The sequence below is a fragment of the Stenotrophomonas sp. TWI273 genome, assembly GCF_039674765.1.
Classification (GTDB): domain Bacteria; phylum Pseudomonadota; class Gammaproteobacteria; order Xanthomonadales; family Xanthomonadaceae; genus Stenotrophomonas.
This window is the reverse complement of sequence record NZ_JBDJOA010000005.1, coordinates 176,743-196,520: the sequence shown is the minus strand read 5'-3', so window position 1 is coordinate 196,520 and position 19,778 is coordinate 176,743. Positions and strand designations below refer to the sequence as shown.

At 67.7% G+C, this 19,778-nt stretch carries 18 protein-coding genes; 12 read left to right on the top strand and 6 right to left on the bottom strand.

Translation table 11 applies throughout. From position 1 onward, the window contains the following. Positions 1–7 precede the first annotated feature (7 nt). From ABE571_RS09115 to ABE571_RS09095, 5 genes are all read right to left on the bottom strand, one after another. The gene (locus ABE571_RS09115; protein ID WP_313211202.1) at positions 8–991 is read right to left on the bottom strand and encodes a MoxR family ATPase; all 984 of its coding nucleotides are present in this window, start codon (positions 989–991) and stop codon (positions 8–10) included. Between the two features lie 63 nt (positions 992–1,054). Continuing rightward, complete coding sequence (locus ABE571_RS09110) at positions 1,055–1,756, bottom strand: DUF4159 domain-containing protein (protein WP_346493586.1); 702 nt, start codon at positions 1,754–1,756, stop codon at positions 1,055–1,057. Between the two features lie 67 nt (positions 1,757–1,823). Beyond that, positions 1,824–3,158: a TldD/PmbA family protein gene (locus ABE571_RS09105; RefSeq protein WP_346493585.1), complete on the bottom strand. Its 1,335-nt coding sequence runs from the start codon at positions 3,156–3,158 to the stop codon at positions 1,824–1,826. A 20-nt stretch (positions 3,159–3,178) separates the two neighbouring features. Continuing rightward, complete coding sequence (locus tag ABE571_RS09100) at positions 3,179–4,813, bottom strand: TldD/PmbA family protein (RefSeq protein ID WP_313211205.1); 1,635 nt, start codon at positions 4,811–4,813, stop codon at positions 3,179–3,181. 132 nt (positions 4,814–4,945) lie between these two features. After that, on the bottom strand, positions 4,946–6,574 hold the full coding sequence (locus ABE571_RS09095) for a TldD/PmbA family protein (RefSeq protein ID WP_313211206.1): 1,629 nt from the start codon (positions 6,572–6,574) through the stop codon (positions 4,946–4,948). A gap of 144 nt (positions 6,575–6,718) precedes the next feature. Between ABE571_RS09095 and ABE571_RS09090 the strand changes: the two genes are divergently transcribed. The 3 genes from ABE571_RS09090 (at position 6,719) to ABE571_RS09080 (ending at position 9,089) form a co-directional block, all read left to right on the top strand. After that, the gene (locus tag ABE571_RS09090; RefSeq protein ID WP_346493584.1) at positions 6,719–7,342 is read left to right on the top strand and encodes a DUF938 domain-containing protein; all 624 of its coding nucleotides are present in this window, start codon (positions 6,719–6,721) and stop codon (positions 7,340–7,342) included. Between the two features lie 92 nt (positions 7,343–7,434). Next, positions 7,435–8,073: a tetratricopeptide repeat protein gene (locus ABE571_RS09085; RefSeq protein WP_313211208.1), complete on the top strand. Its 639-nt coding sequence runs from the start codon at positions 7,435–7,437 to the stop codon at positions 8,071–8,073. A gap of 83 nt (positions 8,074–8,156) precedes the next feature. Further along, entirely contained in the window at positions 8,157–9,089 is a 933-nt protein-coding gene (locus ABE571_RS09080; RefSeq protein ID WP_313219846.1) for an AEC family transporter, read from the top strand. Positions 9,090–9,114: 25 nt separating this feature from the next. On the opposite strand, the gene ABE571_RS09075 is transcribed toward ABE571_RS09080, so the two are convergent. Beyond that, positions 9,115–10,599 carry an AAA family ATPase gene (locus tag ABE571_RS09075; RefSeq protein ID WP_313211210.1) on the bottom strand — a complete coding sequence of 495 codons (1,485 nt, stop codon included), beginning with the start codon at positions 10,597–10,599 and terminating at the stop codon, positions 9,115–9,117. A gap of 132 nt (positions 10,600–10,731) precedes the next feature. On the opposite strand from ABE571_RS09075, the gene ABE571_RS09070 reads away from it, so the two are divergent. The 9 genes from ABE571_RS09070 (at position 10,732) to ABE571_RS09030 (ending at position 19,725) form a co-directional block, all read left to right on the top strand. Next, positions 10,732–11,364 (top strand): ParA family protein, encoded by a 633-nt coding sequence (locus ABE571_RS09070; protein ID WP_313211211.1) that lies wholly within the window; start codon positions 10,732–10,734, stop codon positions 11,362–11,364. A gap of 13 nt (positions 11,365–11,377) precedes the next feature. After that, positions 11,378–11,854 (top strand): histidine phosphatase family protein, encoded by a 477-nt coding sequence (locus tag ABE571_RS09065; protein ID WP_121043976.1) that lies wholly within the window; start codon positions 11,378–11,380, stop codon positions 11,852–11,854. 42 nt (positions 11,855–11,896) lie between these two features. Next, on the top strand, positions 11,897–12,454 hold the full coding sequence (locus tag ABE571_RS09060; RefSeq protein ID WP_259462215.1) for a YceI family protein: 558 nt from the start codon (positions 11,897–11,899) through the stop codon (positions 12,452–12,454). Continuing rightward, positions 12,451–14,484: a phospholipase D family protein gene (locus ABE571_RS09055; protein WP_313211212.1), complete on the top strand. Its 2,034-nt coding sequence runs from the start codon at positions 12,451–12,453 to the stop codon at positions 14,482–14,484. The genes ABE571_RS09060 and ABE571_RS09055 overlap by 4 nt, the downstream gene beginning before the upstream one ends. A gap of 25 nt (positions 14,485–14,509) precedes the next feature. Next, on the top strand, positions 14,510–14,947 hold the full coding sequence (locus tag ABE571_RS09050) for a hotdog fold thioesterase (RefSeq protein WP_313211213.1): 438 nt from the start codon (positions 14,510–14,512) through the stop codon (positions 14,945–14,947). 181 nt (positions 14,948–15,128) lie between these two features. Beyond that, a complete protein-coding gene (locus tag ABE571_RS09045; protein ID WP_313211214.1) occupies positions 15,129–15,920 on the top strand; it encodes a lysophospholipid acyltransferase family protein in 792 nt (263 codons plus the stop codon). A gap of 56 nt (positions 15,921–15,976) precedes the next feature. Next, the gene (locus ABE571_RS09040) at positions 15,977–16,972 is read left to right on the top strand and encodes an alpha/beta fold hydrolase (protein ID WP_313211229.1); all 996 of its coding nucleotides are present in this window, start codon (positions 15,977–15,979) and stop codon (positions 16,970–16,972) included. Positions 16,973–17,033: 61 nt separating this feature from the next. After that, complete coding sequence (locus tag ABE571_RS09035) at positions 17,034–19,103, top strand: tetratricopeptide repeat protein (RefSeq protein WP_346481130.1); 2,070 nt, start codon at positions 17,034–17,036, stop codon at positions 19,101–19,103. A gap of 10 nt (positions 19,104–19,113) precedes the next feature. Further along, a complete protein-coding gene (locus tag ABE571_RS09030) occupies positions 19,114–19,725 on the top strand; it encodes a YbhB/YbcL family Raf kinase inhibitor-like protein (protein ID WP_346493583.1) in 612 nt (203 codons plus the stop codon). The last annotated feature ends 53 nt before the right edge of the window (positions 19,726–19,778 follow it).

The following is a 19,778-nucleotide window of genomic DNA, read 5'->3' as shown; positions in this document are numbered from 1 at the left end:
GTGTGGATCAACCCGGGAACGGCACGGCCTGCAGCAGCGCGGCGACCACGTCGTCGGCGCTCTTCTGCTCGGCTTCGGCGGCAAACGACAGCAGCAGCCGGTGACGCATCACCGGCGCGGCCAGCGCCTGCACGTCCTCGCGGGTTGCGGCGAAACGGCCCTGCAGCAGCGCGCGCGCCTTGGCCGCCAACACCAGCGACTGCCCGGCGCGCGGCCCGGCGCCCCACTTGATCCACTGGTTCACCGCCGCCGGTGCGTCGCTGCCCGGGCGGCTGGCACGCACCAGGCGGGTGATCCAGGTGAGTACGTCTTCGCTGATGTGGACCTCGCGCACGGCAGCCTGCAGCGCCAGGACCTCGTCAGCCTCCATCACCTTGGGGACGCTGCCACTGGCGCTGCCGGTGGTCTGCAGCAGGATGTCGCGCTCTTCCTGTTCGGTGGGGTAATCCACCCGCACGTGCAGCAGGAAGCGGTCCAGCTGGGCTTCCGGCAGCGGGTAGGTGCCGGCCTGTTCGATCGGGTTCTGCGTGGCCAGCACGAAGAACGGCGCCGGTAGCGCATAGGTGGTGCCGGCGTAGCTGACGGTGCGCTCCTGCATCGCCTCCAGCAGGGCGGCCTGGGTCTTGGGCGGGGTGCGGTTGAGCTCGTCGGCCAGCAGCAGGTTCGTGAAGATCGGGCCCTTCTGGAACCGGAAGTGGCGGTGCCCGGTGCCGTGATCTTCTTCCAGCAGCTCGGTGCCGAGGATGTCGCTGGGCATCAGATCGGGCGTGAACTGCACGCGCCGGAACTGCAGCTCCAGCGCCTGCCCGAGCGAGCGCACCAGCAGGGTCTTGCCCAGCCCGGGCGCGCCTTCGAGCAGGCAGTGGCCGCCGGCCAGCAGGCCGATCAGCAGCTGCTCGACCACCGCGTGCTGGCCGACCACGGCCTGGGCCAGCGCGCCGCGCAGCTGCTGCAGTTTGGGAAGAAGGGCATCAAGGCGGTCGGTCGTCATAAGGCACTCGCAGAAAATCGGTGTAGAGCCACGCCATGCGTGGCTGAAAATGCAGGAAGGAACCTAACTGTTCAACGCGTACATCACGATGTTCACCGCGAAACGAGTGTTGTCTTCGGCCAGGAAACGCTTGTTGCGCCAGTCGTAGTCCCACTCGCAGCCGTAGTCCTTGTTGCTGTAGAGCACGCCGAGCCGGCCATCGATCTCGATGCCCTTGAGGTAATCGTGGACCAGGTCGTCGCCCCAGCCATTGAGCTCGAACCCCGTGGCGGGCGGGCCCTCGGGGAAGCGGAAGAAGCTGCGGTACAGCGCGTGGTTGTTCGGCAGCTTGTTCAGCGCCTTCGGCCCGAACAGCTTGGCCATCTGTGCTTCGAAGGACTTCGCGAACAGACCATCGATATCGTGGTTGCAGTCATCGACGAACACGAAGCCGCCGTTGCGCACGTAACGCACGAAGTTCTGCCGCTCGGCGGTATTGAACTCGACCAGCTTGTGCCCGGCCAGGTAGCAGAACGGTGCCTCCAGCATGCGCGGATCGGACAGCGCGATCACGTGCTCGGTCGGGTCCACGCGCAGGGAGGTGTAATCGATCAGCGAGGTGATCACGTTGGATGGCATGCGCGCATCCACGTCCCAGTCGCCGGAGTCGTACTTGAGGCGGGTGAACCAGAAGTCATAACGCCCGGCCTGGGCGCGTGCCGGCGCGGGCAATGCCGCGAAGGCGGCACTGCCCAGCATCAGGCGCAGGAACTGTGCGCGGTTCATCGCCACGCACGTTCCCGGGTGTCACCGGCCAGACGAAGAGACGGCCGGTGGCCGTCACGACCGTTCATCAGACCGCGTCGGACAACGAGGTGAAGGTGAAATCGCGCAGCTTCATCGGCGGAATCATCATCACCAGGCTGGACTCGTCACCGGCCACACGCACCGGCTTGCCCAGTTCTTCGATGTTGTTGAGCATGATCACCGGCGACTCGTTGAAGCGGAAGTTCTTCACCGGGTGCTTGATCTGGCCGTTCTCGATGTAGAAGGTGCCATCGCGGGTCAGGCCGGTCAGCAGCACGGTCTGCGGATCGACCATGCGGATGTACCAGGTGCGGGTGACCAGGATGCCCTTCTGGGTGCCACGCACCAGCTCGGCGGTGCTCTTGTCGCCACCGGCCATCAGCAGGTTGCCCGGCCGCGCGTTGGCGGTCTTGCCCTGCTTCTGCGCCCAGAAACGCGAGTAGTTGAGGTTGGCGATCTTGCCGTCCCTGATGATGTCCAGCTTCTCGCGCGGCTGGCCTTCGTTGTCCCACGGCAGCACGGCCGCCTCCGGGTGCCACGGGTCGGCCACCATGGTCACGCGCGGGTCGTAGACCTGTTCGCCGAGCTTGTTGCCGCCGCCCTTCCTGGAGAGGAAGCTGCGGCCTTCATCGGCCGAGCGCGCGTCGAAGAAGTTCATCATGAAGCTGATCAGGCCGGCCGCGGCCGCCGGCTCCAGGATCACCGTGTACTTGCCCGGCTCCAACGCCTTGGCTTCGGCCGATTCGGTGGCCTTGCGCATGGCGATGCGGATGTCCTGGTCGGCCTTGAAATCGGCGGCATCCTTGAGGTTGCGGCCGACCCAGCCCGAACCGCGGCCGTCTTCGGTACGCACGGTGCAGGTGTAATCGAAGTTGGTGCCGCGCTGGTAACCGAAGTTGCCGTTGCTGTTGGCGGTGGCGTAGAAGCTCTGGCCATCTTCCAGGAAGCCGGCGGCGATCAGGCCGTTGCGACGGCACGGCGCGATCGAGTCGGCGGCGACCTTGGCACGGAAGGCCGGGTCGATGGCCGCGGTGGATTCGCTGAAGGTTGGGCTGGACCGGTAGGTCTGCTTGCCGATCGCCGGTAGGAACTCCGGGTTCTCCGGGGCCAGGCGGGCCAGATCTTCGGCACGACGCACCACACGTTCCAGTGCGGCGTCGTCGAACTCGTTGATCGAGGCGGTGCCGACCCGCTTGCCGAAGGCGACCGTGACGGCCAGTTCGGTGTTGTCGACGATGCCGCTGGTGGAGACGTTGTTGAGCGCGAAACGGATGTTGCCGTCGATCGAGCCGGCCAGCACGGCGGTGCACTCATCGGCCTTGGAGAGCGCGATGACCTTGTCGAGGATGGCCTTGGCCTGCGCTTCGGTGAAGATACTCATGGATTGGGGCTCCTGACCGGTCAGCCGAGGCTGCGCGCGGTGTTGATGACGTTGATGCCGTTGAAGCGCGCGGTGGACGAACCGTGCGAGACCGCCGAGACCTGGCCGGGCTGGCCCTTGCCGTCGAAGAACGAACCGCCCAGGCGGTAGTCGCTTTCATCGGCCACCGCGGTGCAGGCGTTCCAGAACTCCGGCGTGCGGATCTGGTAGGCCACGTCCTCGAGCATGCGGGTGATCTGCCCGTTCTTGATTTCATAGAACAGCTGGCCACCGAACTGCGCGTTGTAGCGCTGTTGATCGATGGAGAACGAGCCGTCGCCGATGATGTAGATGCCGTTCTCGACGTCCTTGACCATGTCGGCCACGCTCAGCTTGGACTTGCCCGGCGCCATCGAGACATTGGCCATGCGCTGGAACTGCACGCTGGACCAGGAATCGGCATAGCAGCAGCCGTCGGACTCGGTCTTGCCCAGGATATGGGCCTGGTCGCGGATGGTCTGGTAATCCACCAGCTTGCCTTCGCTGATCAGGTCCCAGCGCTTGGTCTTGACGCCCTCATCGTCGTAGCCGACCGCACCGAGACTGCCCGGCTGGGTCTTGTCGGCAAAGATGTTGACCTTGTCGCTGCCGTACTGGAAATGCTGCTCGCGCTTGTCCAGCGTGGCGAAGCTGGTGCCGGCGTAGTTGGCTTCGTAGCCGAGCACGCGGTCCAGTTCCAGCGGGTGGCCGACCGACTCGTGGATGGTGAGCCAGGTGTGCGACGGATCCAGGATCAGGTCGTACTTGCCTGGCTTCACCGACGGTGCCTTGAGCTTTTCCTGCGCCTGCTTGGCCGCGGCGATCGCATCGGCCTTCATGTCATAGGAGTTGCGGTAGTTGACCACGCCGTTGGGCGAGACCGCCTTGCCGGTGCCGACGCCATCGAGGTACTCGTAGCCCAGGCCCATCGGCGAGGACAGCCCGGAGCGGGTGCGGAACTTGCCGGTGCTCTTGTCGATGGCGGTGACCGTCATCGGTGCCCAGATGCGGTGCACATCCTGGTCGATGTAGGAGCCATCGGTGGAGGCGAAGTACTTCTGCTCGTTGACCAGGAACAGCATCGAGTTGACGAAGCTGGCGCCGGCGCCCATCGCGCCTGCATTGACGTCCAGCAGCAGCTCGACCTTCTCCTTGATCGGCACGTCCATCGCGTTCTTGCGGATCGGGGTGCGCCAGGACACTTCGCCCACGCCGGGCGCGGCGGCCAGCTGCACCGGGGCGGTCTGCACGCCGGCGTTGGCCTTGGCGATCGCGGCGGCCTGCTGCGCGGCACGCGCCACATCGGTGGTGCCGAGCTGGTTGGTGGCGGCAAAGCCCCAGGCGCCGTTGACGATCACGCGGATGCCCACGCCGGTCGATTCGGTGTTCACCACGTTCTGGACCTTGTCCTCGCGGGTGATCACGTACTGGCGCAGGTAGCGGCCGATACGCACGTCGCAGTAGGTCGCACCGGCCTGGCGCGCGGCGGCCAGGGCGGCATCGGCCAGGCGCTTTTTCAGCGCCGGATCGAGTGCGCTCTGCAGTTGTTCGGCGGCAATGACCTTGCCGAAGAACGACGGCACGATCAGTCCGCCAGCGGTAAGCCCGGTCAGGGCGAGAAAGTCACGTCTTTGCAAGGCAGCTCTCCACGTCGGTGTGGGGGTGGCAGGGAAACAGCGACATCAGGGCGACCGCCGCGGCGGCACAGCCGATTCTTGCGGCCATGCGGGCGCCGCGGTAGTGACATTCGGCACGGAGCGGGGACAGGCTCATCCCAGGCTGCGCGCGGTGTTGATGATGTTGATGCCATCGAAGCGCGTGGTCGATGAGCCATGCGAGACCGCCGAGACCTGGCCCGGCTGGCCCTTGCCATCGAAGAACGAACCGCCGAAGCGGAAATCGCGTTCGTCGCAGATCGCGCTGCAGGCATTCCAGAACTCCGGCGTGCGGATCTGGTAGGCGGCGTCCTCGACCATGCCGGTGATCTCACCGTTCTTGATCTGGTAGTACAGCTGGCCGCCGAACTGCGCGTTGAAGCGCTGCTGGTCGATCGAGTAGGAGCCACGGCCGTGGATGTAGATGCCGTTCTCCACGTTCTTGATCATGTCGGTCACGCTCAGCGGGGTCCTGCCCGGCGCCAGCGACACGTTGGCCATGCGCTGGAACTGCACGCTGGCCCACGAATCGGCATAGCTGCAGCCGTGGCTCTCCTTCTCGCCAAGGATATGCACCTCGTCGCGGGTGGCCTGGTAATTGACCAGGATGCCGTCCTTGACCAGGTCCCAGCGCTTGGTTTTCACGCCCTCATCGTCGTAGCCCACCGCGCCCAGGCTGCCCGGGGCGGTCTTGTCGGCGAAGAAGTTGACGATGTCGCTGCCCCAGCGGAAGCCCGCATCGCGCTTGTCCAGCGTGGCGAAGCTGGTGCCGGCGTAGTTGGCCTCGTAGCCGAGCACGCGGTCCAGCTCCAGCGGGTGGCCGACGTTCTCGTGGATGGTGAGGAACAGGTTGGACGGGTCCAGTACCAGGTCGTACTTGCCCGGCTTGACCGACGGCGCCTTGAGCTTTTCCCGCGCCTGGCGGGCCGCGGCGATCGCGTCCTCCACCGGATCGTAGGAATCGCGGTAGGCGACCACGCCGCCCGGCAGCGCGATCTTGCCACGCGCGTCGCCATCCAGGAATTCGTAGCCCATGCCCATCGGCGAGGACAGCCCGGCGCGGGTGCGGAACTTGCCGCTGGCCTTGTCGATCGCGGTGGCGGTGAAGGGCAGCCAGATCCGGTGCACGTCCTGGTCGATGAAGGAGCCATCGCTGGAGGCGAAGAACTTCTGCTCGTTGACCAGGAACAGCGTGGAGTTGATGAAGTCGGCCCCGGCATTGAGCGCAGCCGCGTTCAGCGACAGCAGCATCTCGACCTTGTCCTTGATCGGCACCGCCATCGCGTTCTTGCGGATCGGGGTCTTCCAGCTCACGTCACCCACGCCGGTGACCGGCGCCAGCTGCACCGGACGGGTCTGGATGCCGGCGTTGGCGCGGGCGATCGCCGCGGCCTGCTCGACCGTGGCCAGCACCGCGGCCGGGGTCTGCTGGTGGGTGGCGGCAAAGCCCCATGCGCCGTTGACGATCACCCGGATGCCGATGCCCGAGGACTCGCTGTTGGTGACGTTCTGGACGTTGGCCTCGCGGGTGATGACCGCCTGGTTGAGGTAGCGGCCGATGCGCACGTCGCAGTAGCTGGCACCGGCGCGCTTGGCGGCGGCGAGCGCGGCCTCGGCCAGCGCCTTGCGGCGGCCCACATCTCCCGGCTCGAGCAGCTGCTCGGCGGCGATCAGCCGGCCATGCGGCAGTACCAGGCCCGCCAGGCCCATTCCAGACAGCGCTAGAAACTCACGACGTTGCACAGCTCACATCCCCCAAGGACGGCCGACGGCACGCAGGCCCCCGACATTGGACAAGTCTTCGACTTTCGGTGGCATCGCGGAGTGGCACAAGTGACTGCGGTCATGGTTGGATGGACATCGATTCCCTGCCGATGTGACATTCCGATGAGCCAGATACGCTGGTCCGAGGCCTGCGACCGCAACCGCGCACCGATCCTGGCGGTGCTGCAGCGCCACCTCGCCGCCCGCCATCGGGTGCTGGAGATCGGCAGCGGCACCGGCCAGCATGCCGAACACTTCGCTGCGGCATTGCCCCACCTGCAATGGCAGGCCAGCGATCATCCCGATCACCTGCCCGGCATCGGCGCCCGGCTCCAGGCCGCCGGCCTGCCCAATACGCCGGCGCCGTGGCCGCTGCAGGCGGAGCTGTCGCCCGCGGCCGGGCTGGGGCCGCTGCCGGACGCACCGCTGGCGTTCGATGCGGTGTTCACTGCCAATACCCTGCACATCATGAGCTGGGCGCACGTGCAGGCGTTGTTCGCCGGGTTGCCTGCCGTGATGGCCGAGGACGCCGTGCTGTGCGTCTACGGTCCGTTCAACGCCCACGGTGCCTACAGCAGCGAGAGCAATCGCCAGTTCGATGCGTGGCTGAAGGCGCGGGACCCGGCCTCGGGCATCCGCGATGCCGAAGCGGTGGATGCCCTGGCGGCCGGGGTGGGCCTGCGGCTGGCCGAGGACGTGGCGATGCCGGCCAACAACCGCCTGCGGGTGTGGCGGCGCGCCGGGTAGATCCGACCGTTGGTCGGCCGCGCTTGGTGCCGGGCCTGCGCTGCGGTTAGGATCAGGAGGGGAGGTTGTTGTGACAACCTGGGGGAGTTTGCATGGCAGTTGCAAGACAGAGGCTGGCCGGCGTGATGCTGGCCATGGGGGCTGGTGTGTTCAATGTGTCGGCGCAATCGCTGCCGGCGGTGCAGGAGTTCTACTTCGACAATGACGTGGCCGCCGCCCCGATGGTGGTGGTGCAGGGCGAGGGCGGGGATCTCGTCGACCAACTGATGAAACACCGCGAGCGCGGCCGCAAGACGCTGGAGGCCACCGTGCAGCTGGCGGGCGTAGCCATCGCGCAGGGCCGCCCTGAGCTGGGACGCAGTCTTTACGAACAGGCCGCCACGACCGCGTCGGCCAGTTCGGTGGTGGGCCGTTCCGTGCGGTGGAACTATGGCTGGGATCTGTTCCGCCTCGGGGAGACCGACGCTGCACTGGCCCAGTGGACAGCGGCCCAGAACACGCTGCGCGGGAACCCCGGGTGGGTGCCGCCCACCTTCGCGCTGGCCCTGTGGACGCTGGGCCGCAAGACCGAAGCCGTGCAGTGGTATGCCGCGGCCGTGCGCACCGAGCCACAGCAGTGGAACGGAACGGACCGCTATGCCGAACTGTTGCCGGGTTGGCGCGACAGCGAACGCAGCACGCTGGCCGAGGTACAGCGGGCGTGGGCAGAGAAGCCGCCCGCCTGGCCGTGATCGGGGCCGGTGAGGCCGCCGTACCCTTCCGTTTCGACCATGGTCGGGGCGGCGGCCACTGCCGGATCGGCTAGGCTGTCGCGATGGCGTTCGATGCATTCGCTCTCATCCTGACCATGCTCGGCCTGGGCATGGCGTTCTCGCGTCTGCGCGCGTTGCCCGACAACACGGCCGATGTGCTCAACCGCATCGTGCTGTATGTCTGCCTGCCGGCGGCGGTGCTGATCTACGTCCCGCGGCTGCATCTGGATATCAGCCTGATCGGGCTGGTCGCCACGCCGTGGTTGTTGATGCTGTGCACGCTGGCCGGGGTCAGCCTGGCCACGCGCGTCTTCGGCTTCGCTCGCGACGTGCATGCGGTGCTGCTGATCTGCGTGGCGCTGTCCAATTCCAGTTTCATCGGCTACCCGATGGTGCGTGCCCTGCTCGGCGATCACGCCCTGCCCTATGCGGTGGTCTACGACCAGTTCGGCACCTTCGTGCTGCTGTCCACGTTCGGCCTGTATGTGATCGCGCGCTACAGCGGCGACACCCCGCCTACCGCCGCGCAGATCCTGCTGCGGATCGCGAAGTTCCCGCCGCTGTGGGCGTTGCTGTTCGCGTTGACCCTGATGCCTGAACAGCCGCCGGGCTGGATCGGCACCGGACTGAAGCAGCTGGCCGATGCGATGCTGCCGCTGGTGATGCTGGCGGTCGGTTTCTCCATCCAGCTGCGCCTGCCACTGGATGAGCTCAAGCCCCTGGGCATCGGGTTGCTGCTCAAGCTGCTGGTGATGCCGGCACTGGCGCTGCCGATCTCCTGGGCGTTCGGCCTGCACGGCACGATGCTGCAGGCCAATGTGCTGGAGTCGGCGATGCCGACCATGATCACCGCCGCCGCGCTGGCAATGTCCCATCGCCTGGCCCCGCGCCTGGCCGCTGCACTGGTCGGCTACGGGATCCTGCTGTCGCTGGTGACGCTGCCGGCGTGGGTGTGGGTGTTGCAGCGCGGGGCCGGTGTTCAGGGGCCGCCGTGATGCGGCAGCCGACCAACGGTCGGCGCTACGCGTCCGCGCTGACGGTGCGCCCGCGTGCCCACTCGCGCAGCGCGGTGACCTGTTCGGCCATCAGCACCGACAACGGCCGGCTGCCGCGGATCTCCTGCATCAACAGTTCGGTATCCAGCACGCGTGATTCGGCATGCGCGGCGTACAGCCCCGAGACCACCGCCTGTTCGATCTCCGCACCGGAGAAGCCATCCGCCGCGGCCGCCAGCGCGGGCAGCGCGAAGTCGTCGGCATTGAGCTGGCGCTTGCCCAGGTGCAGGCGCAGCAGCTCGACCCGGGTGTTGGCATCGGGCAGATCGACGAAGAAGATTTCGTCGAAACGGCCCTTGCGCAGCAGCTCGGCCGGCAGTTCATGCACCTGGTTGGCGGTGGCGACGATGAACACCGTGCTCTTGCGCTCGGCCAGCCAGGTCAGCAGGTGGCCGAGCACGCGGCGCGACACGCCGCCGTCTTCGCCGCCACTGGCCAGGCCTTTCTCGATCTCATCGATCCACAGCACGCACGGGGCCAGCTGCTCGGCCGAGGCGAGTGCGTCGCGCAGGTTCTTCTCGGTCTCGCCGTGGTACTTGTCGTACAGGCTGCCGAAGTCCAACCGCAGCAGTGGCACGCCGAAACCGGCCGCGGTTGCCTTGGCCAGCATCGATTTGCCGCAGCCCTGCACACCGAGCAGCAGCATGCCCTTGGGCGGGTCCAGGCCGGCCGGGCCCGCGCCGCCGAGGAACACCGGCCGACGCTGGTTGACCCAGCGCTTGAGCCGGTTGGCGCCGGCCACGTCGGCAAAGCGGGTGGTGTCGTATTCGAAGTGCAGGTGGCCGGCCCGGTTGAGCAGCTCGAACTTGAGCCGGGCCAGCTGTGGCAGGTCGTCCTGGCTGAGTGCGCCGTCGGCGAAGATCAGCTGCCGGGCGATCCGCCGCGCGTCGACCAGGCTCAGTCCGCGCAGGTTGTGCAGGATCTTCTGGACCGCCTCGTTGTCCACCTCCACGCGCCGCCCGCCGTTCTCGCGCGCATAGGTTTCAGCTTCCTCGCGCAGCATCTTCAGCAGCGCGTTGAGGTCGGGCAGGCGCGGATTGAAGCGGGTGGCCAGCGCTTCCAGCTCGGCCGGCAGCTCGACCTTGGCCCCGATCAGCACCAGCACATGGGCCTCGCAGTGCCGCCGCTGGATCAGGTCGCGCAGGGCGCGCTGGTGGCTGGCATAGCCCAGGTAGGGGTGGAAATCGAGCAGCAGATAGATGCCGCGCTGCTCGGCCTGGCGGATCATCTGCAGGGCCGAACTGGCATCGGGCGGGCCGACCGGGTCGTCCTCGCGGTCCATGTCGATCCGGCGCAGGCCCTCGGTGATCGACCAGCGGTGCAGGGCACGCCAGACATGCATCAGGGTCTGGCGGAACAGCTCCACCACCCGGCCCTCATCCTGGGTCTCGATGATGATCAGCGGGGTGTTGGCGCGGATCAGCGCGCTCAGGTCCTGTAGTTCGCTCATGCTGGCGGTCAGTCCATTGGAACCACCCACGATAGCAAAGCCGTGGCCGTCGGTTCTGGTTCAGCGCTGCGACTATCTCCGTCACAGGCGCCGGTGTAGGCTGCGGGAACGTTCCCCGGAAGCGAGGCTTGCATGAAGACGATCCTGGTGGCCGGTTCCAAGGGCGGGGTGGGCAAGACCACCGTCGCCACCCACCTGGCGGCGCATTCGGCATTGGAAGGCAAACGTACCGTCCTGGCCGATGCCGATCCACAGGGCTCCAGCACCCGCTGGGCGCAACGCCGCTCGGTCCTGGAAAGCGCCGTGCTGCCGATCGACGTGTACCGCAAAAAGAGCTGGGAACGACTGGTTCCCGAGGGCACCGACGAGGTCATCATCGATGCCCCGGCCGGTGCGATGGCCGACGATATTCCGCATTTCCTTGACGTTGCCGATGCGGTGGTGGTCCCCGTGCTGCCCTCCGCGCTGGACATCGAAGCCATCGTCGGCTTCCTCAATAGCCTGTCCAAGGTTCCCCGCGTACATAACCGCCGGTTGCCGGTCGGGCTGGTGCTCAACCGCACCAAACCCTGGACGCAGACCTCGCAACAGGCGATACAGATGTTGGCCGATTGGCCGTATGAGGTCGTCGCGCAGTTGCGCGACAGCCAAAGCTATGTGGTGATGGTCGGGCTCGGACGGAGTCTGTTCGACTACCGCTCGGCCCAGGTGCGCGAGCACCAGAATGACTGGGAGCCGCTGTTGAAGTGGCTGAAGAAAGCCTGACACGAGAGATCCCATGCGAGAACTGATACTGCTGCGTCACGCCCATGCTGAAACCGCCAGCACCGGCCAGGCCGATCTGGACCGCCCGCTGTCGCCGGTCGGTCTGGCCGAAGCCGAGGCCGCCGGCCGCTGGCTCAAGGAAAACAATCTGCTGCCGGACTGCGTGCTCTGCTCGCCGTCGCGGCGGACCCGCGAAACCCTGGAAGCCGTCCTGGGCATCACCGGCTTCGTCGAGAAGCGGCTGGAGGATGCTGTCTATGAGGCCACCCCCGGCACCCTGATGGGGTTGATCGATGCACGCCGCGATGTGGACCGCCTGCTGGTGGTGGGCCATAACCCCGGCCTGGAACAACTGGTGGCCCTGATGAGCGAGGGCACCAGCAGCGACTACCGGGGCATGCCGCCGGGTGGGATCGCGGTACTGGCCTTCGACCGTGAGGCCGCCATCGAGCCTGGCGTGGCCAGCCTGACCGCCTTCTGGTGGCCGTAAGCAGTGTGGGCAGTCCGCGCGGCGTGGTCCGGGCTGCTGTTGATGGCAGGGGCGGTGCATGCCGCCCCGCCGTCGTCGGTACCGGCTCCGACCAGCCATGCCCTGGCCTTCGATACGGCCAGTTCGCGCTTCGGGTTTGAGATCCGGACGCGGCTGGGACAGCGCATCGAGGGCGTGTTCCCGCGCTTTGAAGGCAACATCGAGGTGCTCTCCGACGGTCGCCACCAGGTGCACCTGCGGATGTTCACCCGTTATGTGGAAATCCCCGGCAAGCCCCGGTACACCGGCTGGATGCGCGGCGAGGAGTTCTTCGACTCGGCCCGCTACCCGGTGGTCGAGTTCGACTCGCTGCCCTACTGGCCCGAGGTGGTGGACAAGGGCGGCAGCATCCAGGGCCGGCTGATCCTGCGCGGGGTCAGCCACCCGGAGACCCTGCGGGTCGAGCCGCCGGCCTGTGCCCGGGCCGGGTATGATTGCGATGTGGTCAGCCGCGGTACCGTCCAACGTGGCCGGTATGGAATGGACAGCTGGCAGCTTGCCCTGAGTGATCGAGTGACCTTTGTATTGCGTGCGCGTCTGAGCGAGGCGCCGAAACCGTGAATCCATTGCTGCGTCTGTTGGTGCTGGCAACGCTGTTGCTGGGCAGCGGCTGTGCCTCGCTGTCCAACGCCGAACGCGAGCGCGCGGCCGGCATCGCCGTGCAGGCGCGCTCGACCGTGGTCGACTGCGACCAGCCGGACCGCTGCGCGCTGGATTCACCGCTGCGCGCGCTCGGTGGCCGCGCCTTTGCCGAATCCCACCCGGGGCAGCCGCGGCATTACGCCACCATCCTGGACGAAGGCGAGATCTCGCTGGTCGCACGGTTGAACCTGATCCGCAGCGCCACCCGCAGCATCGACCTGCAGACCTACATCTTCGACAAGGACGACAGCGCCCGGCTGGTGCTGGACGAACTGCAGGCGGCCGCCCGCCGCGGGGTCAAGGTGCGCGTGCTGATCGACCAGCTCTCGGCGATCTCCGACTTGGAGATTCTCGGCGCCCTGTCCGGTAGCCATGCCAATTTTTCGCTGCGGGTCTACAACCCGACCTTCGGCAAGGCACGCCTGAACTACTTCGACTACGCCGCCAGCGTGGTCTGCTGCTTCCGCCGCTTCAACCAGCGCATGCACAACAAGCTGCTGGTGGTCGACGATGCGTTGGGCGTGGTCGGTGGGCGCAATTACCAGGACGACTATTACGACTGGGACAGTGAATACAATTTCCGCGACCGCGACGTGATCGTGGCCGGCCCGGAAGTGCGTGAGATGGCCGCCAACTTCGATGCCTTCTGGCGCGCGCCGCGCAGCGTGCCGGCCGAGCGCCTCAACGATGTGGGGCGAACCCTGCTCCGCCAGGGCGTACCGGCCATGCCGCCGGCCGACTTCCGGCGCCCGGAGCGGGTCGAGCGGGTCAGCGAAGAAGCCAACGATCCGGACTTCGTGCGGCGTACCTTCGTCGACACCGCTCTGCCGGTAGCCTCGGTGCAGTACGTCGCGGACCTGCCACGCAAACATCGCCGCGAACGCGCCAGCCAGCCGGCCAACGGCCAGCACGTGACCGAACCGCAGCTGGATGCGCTGATTGCCAGCGCGCAGTCCGAGGTGTTGCTGCAGACGCCGTATCTGGTCCTGTCCAAGCCGGCGCAGCAGCTGTTCCGCACCCTGCGCAAGCGCGAGCAGGCGCCGCGCGTGGTGGTCTCGACCAACAGCCTGGCCGCCACCGACAACCCGATCGTCTACGCGCTGTCCTACAAGTACAAACGCCGCAACCTGCGCGAGCTTGGCTTCAACATCTACGAGTTCAAGCCGTTCCCGCTGGATGCGCCGGTGGATTACCGCAATCTGCTGCCCGCACCGCTGGGAACCGAGGAGCCGCCGTCGCAGGGCAAGCGCAGCAGCCTGCTCGGCGGCAGCGCGGCCGGCAGCAATGCGCGCGGCAGCGCCGACAACCGTGCCAGCAGCGGCCCCCGCCGAGGGAGCGCCGATCGAAACAGCGCCAGCGGTCGCCGCCGCAGTACCGATGGCAGCGAAGTCGAGCGCCGCGTGCTGCGTGCCGAAACCCGGCCCTCGTTCCTGGGCACCAAGGCGGTCAACAAGCCGCTGCCGGTCACCCGCAAGGGCGCGCGCATGGGCCTGCATGCCAAGTCGATGGTGGTTGACCGCCGCATCGGCGTGATCGGCACGCACAACTTCGATCCGCGCAGCGAGAACTACAACACCGAAGGCGCGGTGATCATCGATGACCCGGTGTTCGCCGAGGCGCTGGCGCAGAGCATCCTGCGCGACATCCACCCGCAGAACTCCTGGGTGGTCGCGCCGCGTGCCAAGCCGCCGGTGCTGTCCGGCCTGAACTACAGCGTCGGCAAGGCCTCCGAGGCGCTGCCGGTGCTCGATTTCTGGCCGTGGCGCTACGCCACCGATTACGAATTCCAGCCCGGGCCCGCGTGCCCGGATCCGCTCAAGCGGCAGGACCCGGCCTTCCACACGTGCTATGTCGCCGTCGGTGACTTTCCCGAAGTGAATGTCGGGCCGAAGTGGCTGCTGGTGCGCATGCTCACCGCCTTCGGCGCCGGGCTGGTCCCGATCCTGTAAGTCTGCAACCCCACGGAGAAGCTGCATGTCCCAGGTATTCCGCGACGCGGTGTCCATCGAAGCGCTCAACGCGCTCAGCCGCAACACGCTCATCGAGCACCTGGGCATCGCGTTCACCGCCGCCGGCGAGGACTGGATCAGCGCGACCATGCCGGTCGATGAACGCACCCGCCAGCCGTACGGCATCCTCCACGGCGGGGCGTCGGTCGTGCTGGCCGAAACCCTCGGCAGCAGCGCCGGCAACCTGTGCGTGGATACCACCGCGCAGGTCTGCGTCGGGCTGGAGATCAATGCCAACCACATCCGCGCCGTGCGCGCCGGCACGGTGACCGGCACCGCGCGTGCGGTGCATGTCGGGCGCAGCACCCAGGTGTGGGACATCCGCATCGAGGACGAGGCCGGCAAGCTGGTCTGTACCTCGCGGTTGACCCTGGCGGTGGTGCCCGCCGTGCGCCCGGGCTGATCGCGCGCATGGCACGGATGCTGTGTTGCGTGGCCCGCGACAGTGCGCCGGCGCATGTGGGCACGGCCGTTGTGCCGCCGGTGGCCGTTGGCTTGACGGCTTGCGGCGGCTGGCTTGCGCACGCCATCGATTTGTCCGGATTCCGCTGGCAGAGCCTGCGGCGCTCGGGTATCGTTCGCGGATGAATTCCCCCACTCCGGCCTCACGTGGCGGCGTGGCGCGTGTGTGCCGTTACCTGTACCGCGTACCGCTGCTGCTGGTCCACCTGTTGCTGTTCCTGCCGATGCTGCTGATCGCCATGCTGCCGCCGTGGGGGCGTATGCGTGTGGGCGAGCGCACGTTCGAACATGCGGCGGTGAACGCCTGGTCGGCCGGCCTGATGTGGATCTTCGGCTTCCGCCTGCACCGGATCGGCACGCCGCTGCCGGGCGCGGTGCTGTTCGTGGCCAACCATGTCAGCTGGGTCGATATCTCGATGCTGCACAGCCAGCGGATGATGGGCTTCGTGGCCAAGCAGGAGATCGCCGGCTGGCCGGTGGTCGGTTGGCTGGCCGCGCGCGGGCAGACCATTTTCCACCAGCGTGGCAGCACCGAATCGTTGGGCGGCGTGATGCAGGAAATGGTCGTGCGCCTGCGCGAAGGCAAGGCGGTCGGCGTGTTCCCCGAAGGGCGCACCCGCGGTGGCCATGAAGTCGGCCCGTTCCATGCGCGCATCTTCCAGGCCGCCGTCGAGACCCAGGTCCCGATCCAGCCGGTCGCGTTGCGGTATGGCTGGCGCGGTGATGCGCAGACAATTGTCGCGTTCGGCCCGAAAGAGAGCTTCTTCGCCAACTTCCTGCGTGTGCTGGGAGAGCCGGCACGGCGGGCCGAGGTGCACTTCCTCGCGCCCATTGATACCCACGATCTGGAAGGCCGTCGCCGCATCGCAGAAACCTCGCGTGCGCGCATCCTGGCGGCCATGTCCGCCGAGTAGGCGGTGGTGATCCTTCACACGCCAGCGTCGCGGCCGGGAGCAGGCTCGCGCCCATGTTGACCGCTGCCGACTATCACCCCCCGCGTTGGCTGCGCAATCCGCACCTGCAGTCGATGCTCAGTTCCAGCCGGATGCGCATGCAGCGCGGCCTGGTGCTGCTGGCGGCCACCGGCGCACATACCGACGAACTCATTCTCGATGGCGGCGAAGGCGTCCGCCTGCAGGGGTGGCACAGCTATATCCAGGGGCGCCAGCCGATCGGCATGGCGTTGCTGCTGCATGGCTGGGAAGGCAGTGCCGAATCCAGCTACATGCGCATGACTGCCGCGCGGCTGCTGGAGGAGGGCTACGACGTGGTGCGGCTGAACTTCCGCGACCACGGCAACACCCACCACCTCAACCCCGGCATCTTCCACTCCAACCGCATCGATGAAGTGGTGCAGGCCGCCGGCGACATCGCCCGACGCTGGCCCGAGCTGCCCCTGGTCGCGGCCGGTTATTCGCTGGGTGGCAACTTCGTGCTCCGCCTGGCCCTGCGTGCGCCCTCGGCCGGCGTGCCGCTGCGCCGCGTGGCCTCGGTCTGCCCGGTGCTGGACCCGGCGATCACGATGGAGAGCATCGAGAACGGCCCGGCAATGTATGACTGGTACTTCCGGCGTAAATGGGCTGGCTCGCTGCGCCGCAAGCGCGATCTGTTTCCCGAGCTGAGCGACTGGGACGACCGCGTGCTCAAGCTGGACATCCGCGCGCTGACGGCCTGGCTGGTCGAGCACCACACCGAGTTCGGTTCGCTGCAGGCCTACTTCGATGGCTACTCCATCGCGGGTGATCGCCTGGCCGGGCTGCAGGTGCCGGCCGACATCCTGATGGCCCAGGACGATCCGGTGATCCCGTTCGCCACCTTCAACGGCTGGCGTCTGCCGGCCCATGCCCACCTGGAGATTGCCCCGTGGGGCGGCCATTGCGGCTTCCTGGAAAACTGGCGCGGCGATGGCTTCTCCGAGCGCTGGGTAGCCCAGCGGCTGCGGATCGAGGCCAATACCCCCGCCTGATCGGGCGTTCTGGCCGGCCGGCCCCGCTACAATCGGGGTTTGCCCTCGAGTTCGGACCGTCATGCAAGACCAGATTCTCCAAGCCCTGCGCCGCAATGCGGCCGACGACGCGGTACAGCTGGCGCGCGAATGGACCACGGCCGAGCCGGAGCAGCCGCAGGCGCACCGCTGGCTGTCGCTGTCGCTGCAGCAGCAGGGCCAGTTCGATGACGCACTGGCCAGCCTGCAGCAGGCGCTGACGCTGGCGCCGGACAACGCCGACCTGCATCTGCAGCAGGCGGGCCTGCTGCTGGCCCTGCGCCAGTTCGATGCGGCCGGCTCGGCGCTGGACCGCACGGCCGAACTCAATCCCAACGAACTGTCCGCGTACGTGATGCAGGCGCATCTGGCGCTGGCCCGCAACGACGTGGATGAAGCCGATCGACTGACCCGCCTGGCGCTGCGCGTGGACGCCGAGCATCCGGAACTGGCCGCGCTGTCGGGCATGGTCGCGCTGCGCCGTGGCGAGGTGGATCGCGCGCTGGCCCAGCTCTCGGCAGCCAGCCAGGCGCTGCCCGATGACGCCCGTGTGTTGTATGCGCTCGGCTTCGCCTACCTCGGCAAAGACATGTTGGCCTTCGCCGAACAGGCCTTCCGCCGTGTGCTTGCCCTGAATCCGGCGACCACCGCCCTGCAGGGGCTGGTGGTCCAGCTTGCGCTGCGCCAAGGCAACCTGGAAAGCGCGTCGGACATGATGCGCCAGGTGCTGGCGGCGCCCGGTGGCGACACCCCGGCCATGCGCCGTCTGGCCGGGGAGCTCGAACTGCAGGCCGGTCAGCCGTTGCTGGCGCTTGAGCACCTGTTGCCGGTGCTGGCGCAGTGGCCGTCCGATCGCCACACGCTGCAGATGCTGCTGATGGCCTGGCAGCGCCTGGGGCGTGAACAGCAGGCCCGGGAAACGCTGGATGCGACCCTGGCCGATCATCCCGGGGTGCATGACCTGTGGATGGCGCGCCTTACCGTGGAACCCGTGGGTGGCCCGGAAGCGGTGGCCGTGGGCGAACGCTGGCTGCAGGCCATGCCTGAGCACCTGCCGGCACTGGAAACGCGTCTGCGCCTGCACGACATGAACAACGAAGCCGACCAGGCCGAGGCCGTGGCCGAGCGCATCGTCGCGCTGGAGCCGGGCCGGGTGTCTGCTGAAGTGCGCCTGGTCGACGGCCTGCTCACGCGCGAGCCGGCCGCCGCCATTGCGCGCGTGCAGGCGCTGCATGACAACGCACCTGAAGAAGCGAAGGCCGGGCTGCGCGCGTGGCTGGGGTCCGTCCAGGACCGTGCCGGCCAATACCACGATGCGCTGCGGACGTGGGTGGACCTGCATGCGGCCGAGGCACCCCAGCGCCTGCCGCTGCCGCCGCAGGCCAAAGCCCCGCTGAGCTGGCCGGAGCTGGCGCCGGTGGCTGAGGACAATGCCATCGCCCCGCTGTTCATCTGGGGTGCGCCGGGCTCCGGGGTGGAGCGGGTGGTCGCCGCGATGGCGGCCGCCAGCCCGGTGATGCGCGGTGACCGCTTCGGGCCGACGCCGCCCAACGATCCCTTCCAGCGCTATCACACGCTGCAGGAGCTCTCGACCGGCAAGCTCACGCCCGAGGCGCTGGTGGAGCAATGGCGCAGCCAGTTGCCGGCCCGGGGCATCGCCGAAGGCGCGGTGATCGACTGGCTGCTGTGGTGGGACAACGCACTGCTGTGGGCGCTGCGCCCGCAGCTGCCGGAAGCACGCCTGGTGATCGTGCTGCGCGATCCGCGCGACATGCTGCTGGAGTGGATCGCCTTCAGCGCCCCGGCGCCGCTCGCGGTGACCTCGGTGCACGAAGCGGCCGAATGGCTGGCGCGTTCGCTGGCCCAGGTCGCCACCCTGCACGAACAGAGCCTGTACCCGCACGCGCTGTTGAAGATCGACGACATCGGCAACGATCCGCAGGCGATGGCCGAGTACCTCGGCGCCCAGTTCGGCATGCGTTTCCCGCCCGCACCCACGCTTGGCCCGGCCCGCATGGCACCGGGCCACTGGCGCGATTACCGCGATGAAATGGGCCCGGCCTTCGCGCTGCTGACCTCGGTCGCCGTGCGCCTGGGCTACCCGGAAGAATGAGGAGACCGGTATGCATCTGAGCAGTGACAGCATCACCAACGGCCAACCGATCGCCGCCACCTTCGCGGCCGGCGATGCCGAGGGCTTCGCGCCCAACCGCAACCCGCAGCTGGCCTGGCACGATGTGCCGGCCGGCACCCGGTCGTTCGCGCTGCTGTGCATCGACCCGGATGTGCCGACCGTGCCGGACACGGTCGGCCGCCAGGATTGCACGGTGCCGCGCGATCAGCCGCGTGCGCACTTCGCGCACTGGGCGATGGCCGATATCCCGGCCGAGGTGCGCGCGCTGGCCGCGGGCAGCTGCAGCGATGGCTTCACCGTGGGCGGCAAGACGCAGCCGGCGGGCCCGGCAGGCTGCCGCCAGGGCCTGAACGATTTCACCGGCTGGTTCGCCGGCAATCCGGACATGGCCGGCCAGTACCTGGGCTACGACGGCCCGTACCCGCCGTTCAACGATGAGCGCGTGCACCGCTATTTCTTCCGTGTGTTCGCGCTGGACGTGGCCCAGCTGGTGCTGCCCACGCCGTTCACCGCCGCGGATGTGCTGCATGCGATGCACGGGCACGTGCTGGCCGAAGCCTCGCTGCATGGCACCTACACGTTGAATCCGGCGCTGGCGTGAGGTGATACGTGCCGACCGTTGGTCGGCGCGCCCCGGTAGGTACCGACCGTTGG